This window comes from Alteromonas portus (assembly GCF_005117025.1).
Classification (GTDB): domain Bacteria; phylum Pseudomonadota; class Gammaproteobacteria; order Enterobacterales; family Alteromonadaceae; genus Alteromonas; species Alteromonas portus.
Map to the genome: position 1 here is coordinate 477,919 of NZ_SWCO01000005.1, position 16,601 is coordinate 494,519.

Here is a 16,601-nt window from a genome sequence, read left to right on the forward strand (position 1 = left end):
ACTGCATTTTTTCCAATTAATGCTGTAATAGCAACCACCAAATACCTTTGTAAATTCTGGTGGTTGCTTAATTCTTAATACCGCGAATATTCTCATCCATCACAAGCATCTTAACCAACCCGCTTTCATCGTCATTCTCAAAACGAACACTACTCCCATTCTTAGCAAAAAATCGACCGCCGCCCTCATGAAAATACTCTTCATTTTCAACATAAGGTAAGGCATTAAGCACAAATCCATGGGCTGTTTTTTCTAGCACCACATCAACACTAACAGGGTTAGTTACCACGTAGGTTCCAATGTATTTACTCAGTTCCTTTTGGCTTATAGGTACTAACTTCCTAACTTCAGCTTCCGAGTAACCTACGTCTAACGCTTCTTTTAAACGTATCTCTAGCTCACTAATTAACTGCATACCATTATTGCCGTTCGTCATAATGGCGTAGCCGTTGCCTGAATCTAGCTCAATATATAGCTGCGACATAAACCCAGCATCTGCGCCGCCGTGGCCAAAGCCTAAAACTTCACCGTTATCATCCATATTGATGAAAAAGCCGATGCCAACATTAGGTGCTTCATTGGTTGGCGTATTGTTGGTTAACATTTCTTGCGCGGTGGCTTGCGATATCCAGTCGGTTTTCTGCCCTAAAAACGCACTTCGCACGCCGCTTGCCAACTTCAACATGTCTGATGGCGTGCTCCACATGCCTGCCGCTGCTAATGTGGCGTAGGTATGGGCGCCACCTTTAATTGGCGCACCGTCGCCGTCATACGGAGTAGCCATATTATTTGATAAGTTGGTCGATATGGGTTGTTCGAAGCCAGAACGTGTCATGCCTATAGGTTTAAACAAAAGCCGTTGCGACATGGTTGGCAAGGGCTCATTAGCTACGTCTTGCAAGGTAAGTTGAGCAAGCGTAGTGCCGCCACCGGAATAACGCATTTGCGTGCCAGGTTGAATATCAACAACAACAGCATCGGTATTGGCGGGAAATGCACCTTCTAGCACCTGCTGCAAAGTAGGTACTGGTTCGCCCGCCGCGTAACCAGGAAAGCCATGTACTGTGGTGCCTGCCGTGTGGCTTAATAATCTGCGTAAAGAAACAACGTCTTGCCCAGTCCATTCATGTTCAGGCAACTGCCAGCTGGTGAGTAAGGTATTAACATCTGCATCTAAATCTATCGGGTTATCTTGGCGATATTTCATCAATACTGCCGCAAATGCGGGTTTAGAAATACTGCCTGCTTGGAACACCGTGTTTTCATCAATAGCCAATTCAGTGGCTAAATCTTTAACGCCGCTTTGCATGGTCCAAGCTAGTTGCCCATTTTTCATAAACGCGACAGACACACCAGGTACATCATAATGCGCTTGTCTTTGCTCCAAAGATTGGTAATCAACCTCTTGCCCTTCAATTCGAATGCGTTCAGTAAGCCCAGATTTTAAAAGGTTGGCTTCTTTTGACTCTGCGGCAGCTGAGGCAGAGGCGGGCAGGGTTTCAGACTCTGTACAGCCCAATAACGACGCTAAACAAAGCGAAAGTGTTAAAGAGGCGAAGATCTTGTTTGTTTTCATTATGTGTATTCCATTACGAGTGAACGTACCAGAGTACGTTCCTACTATTATTCGGCCAATGCTGACGATTTTCTAGTTCAGGCACTTGATAGCTAGTCGCCTGTACCTTCGGCAATCTTCTTTCGCAAATTCGCCAACCGCGTTTTATAAGAGCCGTTCTCAACGTTTTCTTCATAGCTCATTGCTAGCGCTTTCTCTCGCATTTCAAGTGCCATGGCTAAATCGCCGTTAGCTTCATAACCGTCTGCCAGGCTGTCGTAGGCATCAGACTTGTTAGGGAAGCGAGCTGTATTTTTCTTAAAAATTGCAATGGCAGAGTCAAAGTCTTGTTTGTTTAGTGCCGCATAACCCGCGTGGTTTACGGCTTTATATTCTGGCTTTGCTTCAAAAGCGTATTTTGCAGAAAGGTCTTTATAGTATTGCTCTACCGCAGGAATACCTTCTTGTATTATCGCACCTGTTGGGCGTAACGAATTTAGCTGCTTTTGAAGCGCCAAGCTCATACCTGCAAGTGCAGTCGTATTGTGGCTTTCAGATGTGTCTAGCCCGGTATCAAAGGTAAACCCTTTTCGTTCGCTGCTATTTAGCAGTTCAACGTAACGTTCGTATGCGCTTAGCATGTTTCCATCTTCGTTACCCATGTTGATATAAAGGTATTTGTTAAGGTCGCTATTTGATGCAAAGAACGCTTTTGCCTCTGGAAATATCACTTCTTCGTGCCACCACAAACTTGGGCTGAATGCGAAGTAAGCTTGAAACAGTTCAGGTCGCTCTTGCAGTGCATATAAGGTAAAAAGGGCGCTTAATGAATGCCCGGAAATAATCGCGTAGTTATTGGTACGATAGTTTGCCTTTACGTAGGGCTTTAGTTCTTTTTCTAGAAAGTCTAAAAAGTTGTCAGCACCACCAGATATTCCCCACTGGTTGTAGCTTTCATCATAGGAAGGTGTGAAGTCTCGCGTGCGCTCGGTGTTGGTAATACCGATAACAATCATTTCCTGCGCCATTCCAGACTGATTTAACAGGTCAAGCGTGCCTACGGTATGGGCAAAATTGCGCTGACCATCTAGCAAATATAAAACAGGGTAAGTGGTGTCTTTGTAGCGTGAATAGTTATTAGGTAAGTGAATAAGCAGTTCTCGCGACTCATTCAAAACCTCTGATTTTATTGTTGTAACTACGGCTTCGCCACGCACTTTGGCGTTTACGTGAAAGCTAAAACTAAGAGCAAGTAAGGCGGCGATAAAAACACAGACAAGCTTCTGATACATATGAAATTCCCTTTCTCGCTATCAGGCGCGAGTTTTCTATAGTTTGTTTATCCTACGCTGTCATAGTCGCTCTTACTTGTCAAAAAATAGCCAGTTAAAAAGAAAAAAGCCGCAATCAGCAACGTGATGCGGCTTTCCGAGCTGGGCTGACAAGGCAGCCTTATAGAGCAATTGCGTAAAAGGGGTTAGCTAGAACGACCCTCACTCATAGCTGCCTGTTCAAATACCTTAACTCTAGACATATGATCACCTCCTCATCTTCGTTGCTAAAACTAAATTGAAAATAACATAGGCGAGGCTTAAGTAAAGCATGGCTTCATTAAAGAAAGTTTAGGGCAGTACACACCATTCCAAAATACGAATAACGAAACCAAATCGATAATATAAACCTGTTCAATTAAATCTACGTAATCAATGCTAACTGAAACCCTTTGCGCCGCCCGTTTACATGGTATTAATGCTTTAACGTGCACCCAGCAGTACGCAAACCCTAAAAAAGGCTAGAACTACAATGCAAATAACAAACACGCATAAAACCAGCGAGAGTGGGAAAGCCGCACTACTGGTTACCCTTTTTGCCACCTCTTTCTTTACCCTTGCTCAATCAAACTCATCTGAACAAGTCGAAATGAAGGGCAGTAAGGGCACTTCTGTAACGGGTAATGTATTGGCATCCTTCGATAGCCCGTGGGCCATGACGTTTTTGCCAGATGGGCACAGCTTGGTAACGGAAAAGGCTGGCACTCTGTGGTTGCTTGATGAAAATCAGCAGAAGCGTTTTGCGGTAAGTAATGTGCCAAGCGTTACTGCACGCGGGCAGGGCGGTTTGGGGGACGTTATTATTCATCCTGACTTTGCGTCTAATAACACCATTTATATTTCCTATATTGAACGGGATGAAAAAGACGATGCGTTTAGCGGTGCAGTAATTGAGCGAGCCACGCTTAGTGTTGATGATAGTGGAGCGAAGCTGTCTGATAGAGAGCTTATTTGGCGTCAGTCGCCGAAGGTGACCGGGAATGGTCATTATTCTCACCGCATGGCGTTTTCACCTGATGGCTATTTGTTTATTACCTCGGGCGAGCGCCAAAAATTCACGCCAGCTCAAAACATGGCAATGAACTTAGGTAAGGTGCTGCGCTTAAATGACGACGGTAGCGCACCTGAAGATAATCCGTTTTACGGCCAGGGCAGTGTAAACGAACAAATCTGGACGTTAGGTCACCGCAATCCGCTAGGCATCGATTTTGATGAGAAAGGTAATTTATGGGCTCATGAAATGGGGCCGCGCCATGGCGATGAACTTAACCTTATCGAAAAAGCTCGCAATTATGGTTACCCAACGGTATCGCAAGGCGACCATTATTCAGGTGTTAAAATTCCAAATCATGAAGACATTCCTATTTTTAAGTCACCTGAATTAGCGTGGGTGCCTGCTATTAGCCCCGCCGGCTTTATCATTTACAAAGGCGATAAGTTTAGCGACTGGAAAGGTAATGGTTTCATCGGCGGTTTGTCTTCAAAAGCGCTGGTTCGTGTTGCCTTTAATAAAGACGATAAAGGTAAATGGAAAGTTGAAGAAGCGGAGCGCTACGAATGGGGCAAGCGAGTACGCGAAGTTGAACAAGACAGCATGGGCAACATTTATGTGCTTGAAGACAAGGAAGGCGGTCGACTGATTAAACTGGTTTCAGCCAAGTAGGGCTAACCTAATCGGCGTATTTTTTGCCGCGTTTAATTAGTGCATCTAAATACATAAAGAAAACTACGAGCAGGTAATTATCTGCACCAAATCACGTTATAATAACGGGCAAAAGTTATTAGGAATTAATATGAAAGTTTGTGGTGTAGATTTAAAAGGTAACGAGGCAATTGTTAGTTTAGTATCGCTGGCTGACGGTCTGTTTCATTTACCAGACTGCCGTACTCGTCGTCTAACCCTGGCCGATACCAGTGCGAAGGGGCTAAAAAGCTTTCAAAGTACTTTTGCTAAACTGGTAGAAGACTACAAAATTGATGCTGTGATCATACGTCAGCGTCAAAGCAAAGGTAAGTTTGCGGGAAGTGCAATTGGCTTTAAGCTAGAAGCGGCTATCGAATTGATTGATGGGTTAGAGGTTGTTGTATTTAGCCCTACGGATATTAAAGAGTCGCTGCGTAGAAACCCACTTGCAGTGCCTTTTTCCGACACTGGTTTAAAGCAGTTCCAAGAAACCGCCTTCACCACCGCTTATGCATGGCTTATGAAAAATGAGTATGCGTCACAAGAGTCTGAACAAGGATAAACATAAGTTTGCTGCTCAGACGGAGAACTTTCTTGTGCCTGCATTTATTGTGCGGGCTCCACCCCTACTGGTTATGCCCTTCGAGATTGATTTTTAGCTTAGATATGGCAGACTTGGGCTAGACGTCGTTACTTTGAGAACAAGGAATGTTGAAAGTCGTTTTCTCTTCTAAGCTGTCACAGCAGCTGAATCTCACAACACTGATCCTATCTATTTTTTCAATTTGCTTTGTCGTAAGAGCCATATTTCTTTTAGACATTGATGAAGACAAGTTATCGATTCCATTGTCTGAGTTCATAAACCTATTCACAAATTTAGAATTTTTTCAGTTAGCTTTGTTGCCTGAATTTTGGAACTTCAGTGATTTGACGTTAGGTAATTTAGTGGCAAATCTAGGCACTATGGCAAACGCCTACGCTGCTATATCGTTATGCATTTTCTGCATGGGATTATTAATTTTTCACCGCTCTATGATGAGATTATCCCTTCGCTATTGTGGAGTAATGCTTTTTGTCATGGGGTGGACACACCTTTTAGTAGCGAAGCTTGTGTTACTCTCATCGCTGCCAGTATTACTCACAGGTCCCGTTGTAGCTGTTGGATTAATGTCTGTCCTGTATTTTAGTATTCCTTGTTTTATCGTTGAAGCAATTTACTTTCTCAAAGGAAAAGAAAGCCTGTGAAAAAACTATTTATCTCAGCTATTTTGGTTTTCTCCTCTGCGGTAGACGCGTTATCAGACGCAGTTTTTGAGTATCAAGAAGTTGCAGCGAATGCCATTATGCTTGCTATTGTACTGGCTATAAATCTACTGTTTTTCTTTTCACTTTTAACGATAGCTGGCTTTTTGAGTAGAAAAAAAGGAGCTGCCTTAGAAGCGGCGGAGACGTCTGCGAATTATGATCCGCTTACCGCACTACTCAATCGGAGAGGCTTTGAAGCTGCTATGAAGAAAAAAGAGGGCGTAAAAGGCTTTCTCCTGATTGTTGATATTGATGATTTTAAACAGATTAACGACACTTATGGTCACTCTCACGGGGATAAAGTTCTTAAAGAAATTTCAACTCGCCTATCAAATGTCGTCAGAAGTGAAGATGTATTAGCAAGGCTGGGAGGAGAAGAGTTCGTATTATTTATATGTTCTGAAGAGGAGGTGGAAGAGTTGGCCGATAGGTTAGTTAAAAGCGTAGCAAGCAAGCTTTTTCATTTAGATATTGATATAAACATTCAGGTCACGATAAGCGTTGGCGCGGCACAACTTAACGACTTTTATACACACTATGAGTCAGCATACGAAAAAGCGGACATCTCTCTTTATGAAGCTAAAAAACAGGGTAAAAATCAGTTTGCTGTTTCGTTATCTCCTTGTGTGTAAGCACGAGAGTATGACTAACAGTTAAAAGTAAGAGTAGAAACATTCCCATAGCGGTTGATTATTTACCTCAGCATCCCCTTAACTTTATCATTTAATTCCAACAAAGCTGCGTGAAGAGCTTTTAACTGGTTATCGAATATGTCGGTTGTTTTATGCTCGTTGCGCTTTATGGTTAGCTCTATCGTGCTAGCTAATTCAGCAAGGGTAAAGGCGCCTATATATCGAAGTGCTGTAGTGAATATATGCGCTATGCGTTCGATGGACGGGTAATCTTGGGTTTCAATGGCTTTGTGTAAGGCATTGAGTTCATCTTCCAAGGCGATAAAGTCTTTAAGTAGCTCTTTATACAGTGCTTCGTCGCCCAGCAGTGTTTCAAGTGCTTTAGGTTTGTCGATGAATGTAAGTGATGAGTTTGCTATGGTTGTTTCATTCGTTACTTCTGAAGTAGCCGAAGACTGCCTTTTATCTAGCACTTCAACAAGTACGTCAAAAAAGCGGTTAGGGTCTACAGGTTTATTAATATGACCATCCATGCCCGCCGCTAGGCTCTTATCGATGTCTTGTTGCATAGCATGAGCGGTTGTGGCAATGATAGGCAAAGTTAACTTCAGCTCTTTTCTGATATGTTTGGCCGCGGTTAATCCATCCATTACAGGCATTTGAATATCCATCAATACCACGTCAAATGCGCTGTCCTTACGTAATATGCTAACTGCTTCTAAACCATTGTTAGCAACTTCAATAGTAGCTTGGGTGTCGTTTAACAGGCCAAGGGTTACTTTTTGGTTTAGTGCATTGTCTTCTGCAAAAAGAATGCGGGTGCCTTTTAGGTTAGGTACGGCTGGCGTGTCTTTGGGTAACGTTTTTGCTTTTACGTTTAGGCACAGTTCTTGTAATTTATCTACTAGCTCACTGGTACTAAATGGTTTTTTAATAAAGTTGCGAATACCCAACTGACTCGCTTGCTCGCGCATGCGTGGCGATTCAAAAGCGTAAAGCATAATTACTTTTGGCTGCTTGATTGAAAACTCTTGATTCATTATTGCGGCCACTTCCAAGCCGTCAATATCTGGCATATTCCAATCTAAAATTAGCAGATCATAAGGTGATGATGTCGCTAACGCCGTACGCATTTTAACAACCGCATCTTTTCCGCCAGTGGCAATGTCGGCTTGAATGTTAGCCACAGAAAGGGCCTCTAAAATGGCGTTTCTAGACGCTTCAATATCGTCGGCGATAAGCACTTTCAACGCAGAAAGCTGATTAGATGGCGAAATGATTTGCTGGGTTGCGTCGGGTTTAACTTTTACCGTAAAGTGGAATATAGACCCTTTCCCCAACTGGCTTTCTACCCAAATTTCACCCCCCATTAATGACGTAAGCTGCTTACAGATTGCTAAACCTAATCCTGTACCACCGTAGCGACGCGAGATAGATTCATCACCTTGATTAAAGGGTTGAAACAGCTGAGCTTGATGAGCGGTAGTCAGCCCAACGCCAGAATCCTTCACTTCAAATTCAAGCATAATATCGTCAGTGGTTTGTTGGCATCTAACGCTCACCGAAATAAGCCCGTCTTCGGTAAATTTAAGGGCGTTGCTTAACAGGTTGTTCAGCACCTGCTGAATGCGTAGTGGATCGCCAATTAAGTTTAGCGGTACATCGCGTGAGATATGTTGAATAAGTTCAATGTGCTTTTCTTGTGCTCGTGCAAGGTGCAACCTGATGGTTTGGTTAACGAGCGCATCTAAATTGAATTGCGTCGATTCGATATCGAGCTTGCCAGCCTCAATTTTAGAGAAGTCGAGTATGTCATTAATGATACTCAGCAGCGTTTGAGATGCACCTTCAATTTGTATTAAGTTTGTTTGTTGTTCTTTGTCTTCAGCGGCACGTTGTGAAAGCTTGGTCAAACCAATGATAGCATTTAGGGGCGTGCGAATTTCATGGCTCATACGAGCGAGAAAATCTGATTTCGCTTTCGTCGCTTTGCGCAAATCTTGCGTTAATGTATCAAGGGTTTTTCTCTGCTGCCGAGTTCTAAGCCATAAACCAACAACTAAGCCCAGCGAAAGAATGACAAAGCCGATAAAGTACAGTTGCTGAGTATTTTTTTTCTTTTGAATGAGGTTGCGCTGCTCTTTTAACTGGTTGTCTTTTTCAAGCAGCTTTATTGTTTCTTCTTTTTCTGAAATGGCTAGACGTACGCGGTGAAGGGCCATTAGCTTCGACTGCTGTTCGTTGAAGCTTTGTTTAAATGCTTGTCTATACTGTTTAGAGTATTCAAGCGCAGCCGCTAAATCGCCGGTTTGCTCACAAAGCGTTATAAGCTGATTTAAAACATCAATGACCAATGCTTTGTCATTTTTTATGATGTCTTTATCAAGCCCTGCCTCAAGTTCAGCAATGGCAAGTTCCAGCTCGCCCTTTTGCTTATAAATATCTACTAAATGAAGAAGGTGCGAACCTTCGTTATAACGAAATCCAACCTGTCGGTCAGCTTCAGCCGCCTGATTAAGTTTTTTAAGCGCCTCGCTTAAATTGCCTTGCGCAATATGGAGTTCGGACATGGCACTGTAAACAATGCCAATGAATGGGTAGTTAGCTTCTCGAAGCAGGCTTTCGGACAAAAGCAGACTAACTTTTGCGTCTTGATACTTACCAAGTGCTCTTTGCGCATACCCTTGAAAGAAATAAGCAGTGCCTTCACCTTCTTTACTGTTAAAACGTTGTGCAGCAGACAAGTATTGGTGAGCAAATGTCAGCATGAGTTCATAGTCTTTTAGCGACATATAAACATTGCCCATGGCACTATATACCAACAGAACGCGGTCACTTTCAGCTTCATTGAAAAAGTCTAGCGCATAGTGCATAGCTTTAAGCGCGTTGGCGTGTTCGCCAGATAAATCTAGAATTAAGCCTTCTAAACGGTACGACTCCGCAAGACCCAGTAAATTGCTTCCCGATTCGGCGTATTTTCTTGCTTCAAGCAGTGCTTCGTAAGCTTGGACATAGTCTTGTTTTAAAATATAAAAGTAAGACTTTATGTTTAAAAAACGCGCATGCTCGAAATCGTTAGGGTGAGCCGCCAAGAACGCGTGTAATTCCGCAAATGTGTCTTGGACTGAAGGATCGTTTTCTTGGATACGGGTCTTAAGCCCATTTAGTTGGACTATGGGCGATGAAGTGCTGTCTTGCGGTGCGGCGAAAGCGCGAGCAGGTAGTGTCATTAAAGCAATGACACTAATAATGCACAAGACAAAGCGCTTCATAATTCGCTTACTATAAGTTAGTAGCTAATAACGCGAATGGTTTTACTGGTATCGTCAAAGCGCTTAGTTAGCTCGTCCCAGTCTTGATCGGCAATGATTTTTACTTCTTCGGAAGATAAGCCGTATTTCTTAGCTGTTGCAACAGGGTCGCTTTTATAGGCTTCCATTAGCTTGCTGTTGGTATCTAACTCAACCAAGAAATCTTCAATAGATTTTGCCATTTTTATTTTCCTTTCTAATTTATTGTTGGGTTTCTGTAGTCAATCACTTGCTGTTCTGTCAGTCCTAACTTCGCAAGACGGTCTTGTCGGTATGCAGGCAAACCCAGCGAAGGTACGACGAGTGTCGACACTAATGTGGGTTTGGCGGATTCCAGCTCACATAGCCGAACTTTTTCTATTTTGGGCTCGCAAAGCGGCAGCGTTGCGGCCTCATAAATAATGAGTTCGTGGTCAGTCGGATAATGTTCAGCCAATATATCTGCCAGCATGGCCAACCCCGATTGACTATGATTTGCATCTAACACACTTAATGTTGCTTCTCCGGCTAGGCCGATTTGCCAGATAATTTGTGTCATGTGTGGGTCAATTCGGTAATCACGAAATAGAAATTGCGTCGCTTCATATGATTGGCAGCCATAACGTGAAGGGTCTAGGCCTAAATCGGCTATTAAACAATCTTCTGCTGACACGCCGGGCAACATCTGTGCCTCTAAATTCATCTGCCTTACACGACGAACCGCTTCATGCGATGGGGTAACAAACACACCAGGGTGACCATAAAAAGCTACGCATACTTTATTGCCTTCTACCACAGATTGCACAATGCGGTCGGTCATTTCAGAATAGGTAAGGGCGCGGGATTTGCCTTCTTCGTAAAGATCATCTAGCGAGACGCTATTAGGATTAAGTTTGGTTACCACGTGTTCGCCAATTTTGTTCATGATGCCCATAAACACGATGTCGGCATTTTCAATGTGGCTTTTAGCGGCAATGGTCATTTGCCCCGCAACGCTGATACCTGTGCCGACAACAATGAGCGATCCCTTTTTAGTGGTGTCCATACTTCCTAAACCGTTTGCGACACTGATATTTCATCCACTATAAAATAGAATTAAGGTTTTTGCTATATTCCCAGGCTAACCGTGGAGGCATAAGCCTTATTAAAAAACTCTAACCTGGTTTACGCTATTATCGAAACACATCGACAGTAAAAATAACTCAAACAGGTTATTAGCGTGGTTTTAATTAATGTAGAGCGAACTATAAACAAGCCTTATGCAGAAGTACTCTGTTTTGCGCGCTAAAAACATAGCCAATGGTAATGCTGTTATTGAAAAAAGTACTCTTTCACCCAAGCGAGCAGATACAATTAGTGGCTCAATAATGCATTTACTTCGTTTAAAACATCCGCATATCGGCAGTGCTCCATGCTGCCAAATCCTTTCACTTGCCTTATTTTTAAACGGCTGAACAAAGGCATAGTCATGCCAGTTAAAAAGCGACAAAAAATGGAGGGGGTGATTGGACCGTCAAACTTACCGTTTAAATGTGCTTTTAGCGCTGTCATAGCCTCCAATACTTTTTCGCTGTCTGGTGTTGGAATAGGTGACGAATAGCTAAGCGTGGCTACATCGCCCTTACACACACTGCAATGCCCACATGCTTGTGGCGCTTGCGTATCATCAAAATACGCCGACAAATTATGACTTAAGCAAGTGTCGTATTCGAAAAAGCTTACAAGTGCGGCGATGCGCTCGATTTCTTTACGCTCGTTCTCAGCAAAATAGTAAGCTAGTTTATTGGCCAGATCGCCATCTTGCAGTAGTTCACTATTAACACGGTACACATCAGTAATTAAGCGCGACGCAAGCTCAATATGATTGTGTTCGTGCAAATACTCTAACGCTGCGACGACTCTTGAACGCTCTGCACCGTAATGTTGATAAATACTGTCAAAATCGACAATCCCCCATACTTTCTTCATATTTGAATGAGTAAATACAGCGTCTAAAAAGCGCGCTCGTTCTTCTGAAAAAAGGCTTAATATAGCGGCTTTATCTGATATGAAGCGGAATTTGTATTCTGCGAAATAGGCATATAAAGGTCGAATGACGTTAGCCAGTTCAAGCTGTACTAACAGGGTTTTAAGCGGAAGCTGACGAATATTACTCGTACTTGATAAGCTATTTATCTGTGTTTCCCATTGGTAATGGCTATTTTCTGAGTTCACGAGAGAATCATTTTGATTAGCTGTAGCTTGCTTAGTAGGTGCCTGAGACTTGATGTCACTAATTACCCGCTCGATAGCGCTTTTGTCTGGTGTGTCGCCATACACAAAGTTTTCTATGGTGACTATACCATCTAGATTAGCGAGTACTGTGCAGTTTGCTGCTTCACTGTCTCGGCCACCTCGTCCAATTTCTTGGCTGTAGTTTTCGATAGATTTCGGCAGATCGTAATGAATAACAAAACGAATATCCGACTTATCTATGCCCATACCAAATGCGATGGTTGCCACAACAACTTGAAGCTTGTTGCTCATAAAATCTTGCTGAATATTTTGTCTTACGTCACTGTCGAGGCCAGCGTGATACGCCTTCGCAGCAACCCCTTTTTGTTGTAATAATTGGGCTACTTCCTCTGCGCTATTTTGAAGCGTAACGTAAACAATGCCTGCACCTTGTTGCTTTTGAATTTCTTCAAGCAATGCTTGGTTTTTGTTCGGTTCAAGGACTGGGCGCACATACAAATTCAAGTTGGGGCGATAGAACCCTGTTTGAATAATATTGGCAGGCGCGATGTTAAAGCGAGCCGACATATCTTCTTTTACTTTTTTAGTGGCTGTTGCAGTAAGCAGTAATACCAAAGGGATATTTAGCTCTTTTTGATAAGCGGGAAGTTTAAGGTAATCGGGTCGAAAATTATGGCCCCACTCAGATATACAGTGTGCTTCATCTATTACCAGCATACTTACCTGAACCGACTCAATGAACTGCCGGAAACGCTCGTTCTTAAAGCGCTCCACCGACACCATCAGGATTTTACACCGCCCTGAGCGCACGTCGTTCATGACTTGTTTATTTTGCTCAGGTGTTAATGTGGAGTCGATACTGGCCGCAGCGATGCCTTTGCTATGTAAAAACGCAAGCTGATCTTTCATCAGCGCTAGTAGTGGCGACACCACTAAGGTCAAATGTGGCAATTGCGTAGCAACGAACTGATAGCACAAAGACTTGCCCGAACCAGTAGCAAAGATTGCTAGGGTCGAGTGTCCGCTCAACAGCGAATCCACCGCCTCTTTCTGTCCCTCGCGAAACGCGGAAAAACCAAACAATTGCTGCAAAATATTGGGGTCAGAGTACATTAATAAGCTTCCAATTCACGAGATCAAAAAGGGGTCAGAGTACATTAACTTATTCTCAAACAGTTTGTGGCTCAGTGTCCGCAGGTTTGAGTTAGTTGAATCAAAACAATGTTTTTAAAAAAATAAAGGGGTCGGAGTACATTATGCTAATTCTGAATGTTTAGTGGTTAGCTGTTTACTTTTTTGCCGCGGCCTACCCAATGCTTCTTGTTTCAAGCGGTGTCCAGTTAGGCTTTCAATTCGCTGTTTAAAGGTATCGCTTCCCAGCACCAATCCCCTTCGAGTGCCGCTTTGAATTTTATCAATGACAGCTTGGGGCAATTTCTCTTCGAACAGAGCACGGTAAGCTGCAAGCCGCCTACTTCCTGATGCGCTTAAACCTAAGTATACAGGATGAGGGCTGCATAGTGACGAAGCTGTACCTAACGCATTTATTCTGTAACTTGACCATTTGTATTCAACTGGAGTTTCGACCATATTTGCTCTTACAGGATTTAGCTCGATATATCTGTAAACCGTAAGAAGATACTCGTCATTAGAGACCAGGCTGGAATGAAATCTACCTTCCCACAATGTTCCAGAGCGTTCATATTTGTGATTAAAGTACCTCACGTACATGCGACCAAGCGCTTGCATCATCTTGCTTACGCCAAGGTTATCAAGCTTAGGTGTGCAGAGTAAATGAACGTGATTGGTCATCAATACCCAAGCATGTATGCCTACATCAAACTTAACAGAGAACTTTTTGAGCCAGCTGATATAAGCGATGTAGTCACTTTCACACTCAAAGCATATTGAGCGGTTGTTGCCTCTTTGGATAACGTGTTGAGGATAGCCAGCGGGAGCCAAACGAGGTTTCCTTGCCATATTTTTACCAAATTCCTTTCGATATTCTCTCTACTAAAATGAGTGAATTGAGTAAAGGCTACAACCCTGTACCCGCTAAAACTGGTCTAACGGGCAAGTTGGAAGGGGGGACGAATGGCTTAGCTGACTGCCCTAAATCAGAGAATGTACTCTGACCCCATTATTCATATCCCCATGGAGGGCTTGGCGGTGATATGGGGTTTTCGAGGTCAAAGTCTACTTGTACTTCACGCGCAGGGCGGATTAGTCGGTAGCTAAAGCGGCTTGGGTAAATCATCATTTGCCAGACATTGTCTGTAGATGCTGCAATGCCTGATTCTACGAACAGTCTTTTTGAATACGCATCTGCAGGGAACGACTGCACTTGCAAGAACCCTTCATCTACGGTGTGGCCGCCATACATTGTTGAAGAATGGTAGCTGCCATCTTCATTTCTGTGATCGTGTTTCAGCATCAGGCCCGCGCCGGTTTTCGTTAAAATCCAAGTGCGAGATGCGTCGTCACCAACGTGAAAGGGGATTTGAATTTCCGAGTCAGTGCACTTCCTTACGTGCATAACAAGTTTTTCATCTCCGAACGTTTTACCTACATTGTCTTTGCTAACCTTGCCAAGGAATGCTTTACCGCAGTGGGCTTTTATTGCATTAAAAAACGCATCGTGAGTAGGAATGGAGACCAAAGGCGCACCTTTACTAAATGCCGCATTGCTAATTCCAATAAGCCCAAATAAGAAACACACACAAAACGTTTTCATTCGTTAATTCATCATAGCAAGTTAATACAGGCTTAGCAGTGTAACCCATCTAAGTAATGGGGTCAGAGTACTTTATCGATGAATGCCATGTCGCATTGTGCGATGGGATAATTGAAGTATTACTTTGTGTAGTCGTTTGGTTGCAACGCGGGAATGTTTGCAAAAAAGTACTCTGACCCCATTTTTGTGAGCGATGGGTGGATTACAGTATTACTTGATGTAGCGGTTTGGTAGCAACGCGAGAATGCTCGCAAAAATGTACTCTGACCCCATTTTTGTGAGCGATGGGTGGATTACAGTATTACTTGATGTAGCCGTTTGGTTGCAACGCGGGAATGCTCGCAAAAATGTACTCTGACCCCATTTTTGTGAGCGATGGGTGAATTACAGTATTACTTTGTGTAGTCGTTTGGTAGCAACGCGGGAATGTTCGCAAAAAAGTACTCTGACCCCATTTTTTTGGAGTGTATAAGTGGTGGAAACGCATATGTATTCGCAATATAAATATTACTGATAGTGGAGGCGTGTTAGGTTAGTGCATCATTCAGCGTTTAATTTTCAGGGCAAAGTAAATACATGAATAAATCTAAACAACTATTTACGCTAATAACATCAGAGGGTGAACTTCAGGTATCGCTAAAAGAGGTGGATGTTCCAGAGCCGAAGCCGCATGAAGTGATTGTACGGATGGAGGCTTCTCCCATTAACCCGTCAGACATGTGGCCAATGTTTGGCCCGGCAAGTCTCGATAAAGCCACGTTTGACCCAGATAAAAAAGCATTGGTTGCCCCCGTACATAAGCCTTTATTAAGTCGTATTAAATCTCGTTTAGACCAAACTCTGCCAATCGGTAATGAAGGTGCTGGAACGGTTGTGAAAGCTGGAGATAGCCCAGAAGCACAAGCATTAATGGGGAAAACCGTGTCTATTCTTACAGGCGCTGCGTATACCGAGTATGCGTGTGTACCTGTGCAGGCGTGTTTGCCTCACATGGATAGCACTACGCCGCAACAAGCAGCGTCGTCATTTGTTAACCCTCTTACTGCGCTTGGCATGGTTGAAACCATGCGCATGGAGGGGCACAAAGCGCTAGTACACACAGCCGCAGCGTCTAATCTTGGGCAAATGCTTAACAAGATTTGTTTAGAGCAGGGTGTAGAGTTAGTCAATATTGTACGTAGCCAAGAGCAAGTGGATATTTTAAAAGGTATCGGCGCGAAAATTGTGCTTAATTCAAGCAGCGAAAACTTTAAAGCCGAGCTTTATCAAGCCATCGACAGTACTGGCGCTACGCTTGCCTTCGACGCCATTGGTGGTGGTGAACTAGTTAGCGACATTCTTACCATGATGGAAGCGTCGGGTAGTAAAGATGCAAAAGGCTTTAATACCTATGGCTCTGACAGCAATAAGCAAGTGTATATTTACGGTGGTTTAGACTTCTCTCCAACTATTTTAAATCGCGCTTATGGCATGACGTGGAGCATAGGTGGTTGGTTGTTGATGCGGTTCTTAGGCAAGCTTGATAAGAAGCGTGTAGGCGAGCTTTATAAGAAAGTGGCAATGGAAATTAACACCACTTTTGCGTCGTCTTATAGTAAAGAGTTAAGTCTTGAGGAAGCGCTACAGCCGGAAAATGTGGCTTTGTATAACGCGAAAAAGACAGGCACTAAGTATCTGATTGTGCCAAATAAAGGCGACTAATGTCCCAGGTTCGAAGCCTCATGCTTTAATCAAATAAGCTAAAGTAAAAGGGCTCGTTGATCTTTGATGTACAAACTTCGGTTTAAAGGTACATTAAAGGCCACCGAGCCCTTTTCGTATTCATAAATATTGTA

14 protein-coding genes are annotated in these 16,601 nt (G+C 43.3%); 6 read left to right on the forward strand and 8 right to left on the reverse strand.

Annotation, left to right across the window (positions count from 1 at the left end; translation table 11 throughout):
- Window positions 1-67: 67 nt before the first annotated feature.
- Window positions 68-1,576 (reverse strand): serine hydrolase domain-containing protein, encoded by a 1,509-nt coding sequence (locus E5672_RS10030; RefSeq protein ID WP_136782062.1) that lies wholly within the window; start codon window positions 1,574-1,576, stop codon window positions 68-70.
- Between the two features lie 92 nt (window positions 1,577-1,668).
- A complete protein-coding gene (locus E5672_RS10035) occupies window positions 1,669-2,847 on the reverse strand; it encodes an alpha/beta hydrolase-fold protein (RefSeq protein ID WP_136782063.1) in 1,179 nt (392 codons plus the stop codon).
- Between the two features lie 511 nt (window positions 2,848-3,358).
- Here E5672_RS10035 and E5672_RS10040 point away from each other — a divergent pair.
- The 4 genes from E5672_RS10040 (at window position 3,359) to E5672_RS10055 (ending at window position 6,507) form a co-directional block, all read left to right on the forward strand.
- Window positions 3,359-4,549 (forward strand): PQQ-dependent sugar dehydrogenase, encoded by a 1,191-nt coding sequence (locus E5672_RS10040; RefSeq protein WP_136782064.1) that lies wholly within the window; start codon window positions 3,359-3,361, stop codon window positions 4,547-4,549.
- 130 nt (window positions 4,550-4,679) lie between these two features.
- On the forward strand, window positions 4,680-5,132 hold the full coding sequence (locus E5672_RS10045) for a DUF3010 family protein (RefSeq protein WP_136782065.1): 453 nt from the start codon (window positions 4,680-4,682) through the stop codon (window positions 5,130-5,132).
- A gap of 146 nt (window positions 5,133-5,278) precedes the next feature.
- Entirely contained in the window at window positions 5,279-5,815 is a 537-nt protein-coding gene (locus E5672_RS10050) for a hypothetical protein (protein ID WP_136782066.1), read from the forward strand.
- A complete protein-coding gene (locus E5672_RS10055) occupies window positions 5,812-6,507 on the forward strand; it encodes a GGDEF domain-containing protein (RefSeq protein WP_136782067.1) in 696 nt (231 codons plus the stop codon). The genes E5672_RS10050 and E5672_RS10055 overlap by 4 nt, the downstream gene beginning before the upstream one ends.
- 62 nt (window positions 6,508-6,569) lie before the next feature.
- Here E5672_RS10055 and E5672_RS10060 read toward each other — a convergent pair whose 3' ends face one another.
- The 5 genes from E5672_RS10060 to E5672_RS10080 form a co-directional block, all read right to left on the reverse strand.
- A complete protein-coding gene (locus E5672_RS10060; RefSeq protein ID WP_136782068.1) occupies window positions 6,570-9,779 on the reverse strand; it encodes a tetratricopeptide repeat-containing hybrid sensor histidine kinase/response regulator in 3,210 nt (1,069 codons plus the stop codon).
- Between the two features lie 17 nt (window positions 9,780-9,796).
- Window positions 9,797-10,000, reverse strand: a complete 204-nt coding sequence (locus E5672_RS10065; protein WP_136782069.1) for a hypothetical protein — start codon at window positions 9,998-10,000, stop codon at window positions 9,797-9,799.
- Between the two features lie 14 nt (window positions 10,001-10,014).
- Complete coding sequence (locus E5672_RS10070) at window positions 10,015-10,842, reverse strand: SAM-dependent methyltransferase (RefSeq protein WP_136782070.1); 828 nt, start codon at window positions 10,840-10,842, stop codon at window positions 10,015-10,017.
- Between the two features lie 308 nt (window positions 10,843-11,150).
- A complete protein-coding gene (locus E5672_RS10075) occupies window positions 11,151-13,145 on the reverse strand; it encodes a RecQ family ATP-dependent DNA helicase (protein ID WP_136782071.1) in 1,995 nt (664 codons plus the stop codon).
- A gap of 141 nt (window positions 13,146-13,286) precedes the next feature.
- Window positions 13,287-14,012, reverse strand: a complete 726-nt coding sequence (locus E5672_RS10080; RefSeq protein WP_136782072.1) for a transposase — start codon at window positions 14,010-14,012, stop codon at window positions 13,287-13,289.
- Between E5672_RS10080 and E5672_RS19800 the strand changes: the two genes are divergently transcribed.
- Window positions 14,006-14,167: a hypothetical protein gene (locus tag E5672_RS19800; protein WP_161569386.1), complete on the forward strand. Its 162-nt coding sequence runs from the start codon at window positions 14,006-14,008 to the stop codon at window positions 14,165-14,167. The genes E5672_RS10080 and E5672_RS19800 overlap by 7 nt on opposite strands.
- Window positions 14,168-14,172: 5 nt before the next feature.
- Here the strand turns inward: E5672_RS19800 and E5672_RS10085 are convergent, their stop codons facing one another.
- Window positions 14,173-14,766, reverse strand: a complete 594-nt coding sequence (locus E5672_RS10085) for a hypothetical protein (RefSeq protein WP_136782073.1) — start codon at window positions 14,764-14,766, stop codon at window positions 14,173-14,175.
- A 576-nt stretch (window positions 14,767-15,342) separates the two neighbouring features.
- Between E5672_RS10085 and E5672_RS10090 the strand changes: the two genes are divergently transcribed.
- The gene (locus E5672_RS10090; protein WP_136782074.1) at window positions 15,343-16,467 is read left to right on the forward strand and encodes a zinc-binding dehydrogenase; all 1,125 of its coding nucleotides are present in this window, start codon (window positions 15,343-15,345) and stop codon (window positions 16,465-16,467) included.
- Window positions 16,468-16,601: the final 134 nt, after the last annotated feature.

Bases quoted from the DNA above. Each gene is read 5' to 3' on its own strand.
- E5672_RS10030 (WP_136782062.1), bottom strand. From the start codon at position 1,576: ATGAAAACAAACAAGATCTTCGCCTCTTTAACACTTTCGCTTTGTTTA.
- E5672_RS10035 (WP_136782063.1), bottom strand. From the start codon at position 2,847: ATGTATCAGAAGCTTGTCTGTGTTTTTATCGCCGCCTTACTTGCTCTT.
- E5672_RS10040 (WP_136782064.1), top strand. From the start codon at position 3,359: ATGCAAATAACAAACACGCATAAAACCAGCGAGAGTGGGAAAGCCGCA.
- E5672_RS10045 (WP_136782065.1), top strand. From the start codon at position 4,680: ATGAAAGTTTGTGGTGTAGATTTAAAAGGTAACGAGGCAATTGTTAGT.
- E5672_RS10050 (WP_136782066.1), top strand. From the start codon at position 5,279: ATGTTGAAAGTCGTTTTCTCTTCTAAGCTGTCACAGCAGCTGAATCTC.
- E5672_RS10060 (WP_136782068.1), bottom strand. From the start codon at position 9,779: ATGAAGCGCTTTGTCTTGTGCATTATTAGTGTCATTGCTTTAATGACA.
- E5672_RS10065 (WP_136782069.1), bottom strand. From the start codon at position 10,000: ATGGCAAAATCTATTGAAGATTTCTTGGTTGAGTTAGATACCAACAGC.
- E5672_RS10070 (WP_136782070.1), bottom strand. From the start codon at position 10,842: ATGGACACCACTAAAAAGGGATCGCTCATTGTTGTCGGCACAGGTATC.
- E5672_RS10075 (WP_136782071.1), bottom strand. From the start codon at position 13,145: ATGTACTCTGACCCCAATATTTTGCAGCAATTGTTTGGTTTTTCCGCG.
- E5672_RS10080 (WP_136782072.1), bottom strand. From the start codon at position 14,012: ATGGCAAGGAAACCTCGTTTGGCTCCCGCTGGCTATCCTCAACACGTT.
- E5672_RS10085 (WP_136782073.1), bottom strand. From the start codon at position 14,766: ATGAAAACGTTTTGTGTGTGTTTCTTATTTGGGCTTATTGGAATTAGC.
- E5672_RS10090 (WP_136782074.1), top strand. From the start codon at position 15,343: ATGAATAAATCTAAACAACTATTTACGCTAATAACATCAGAGGGTGAA.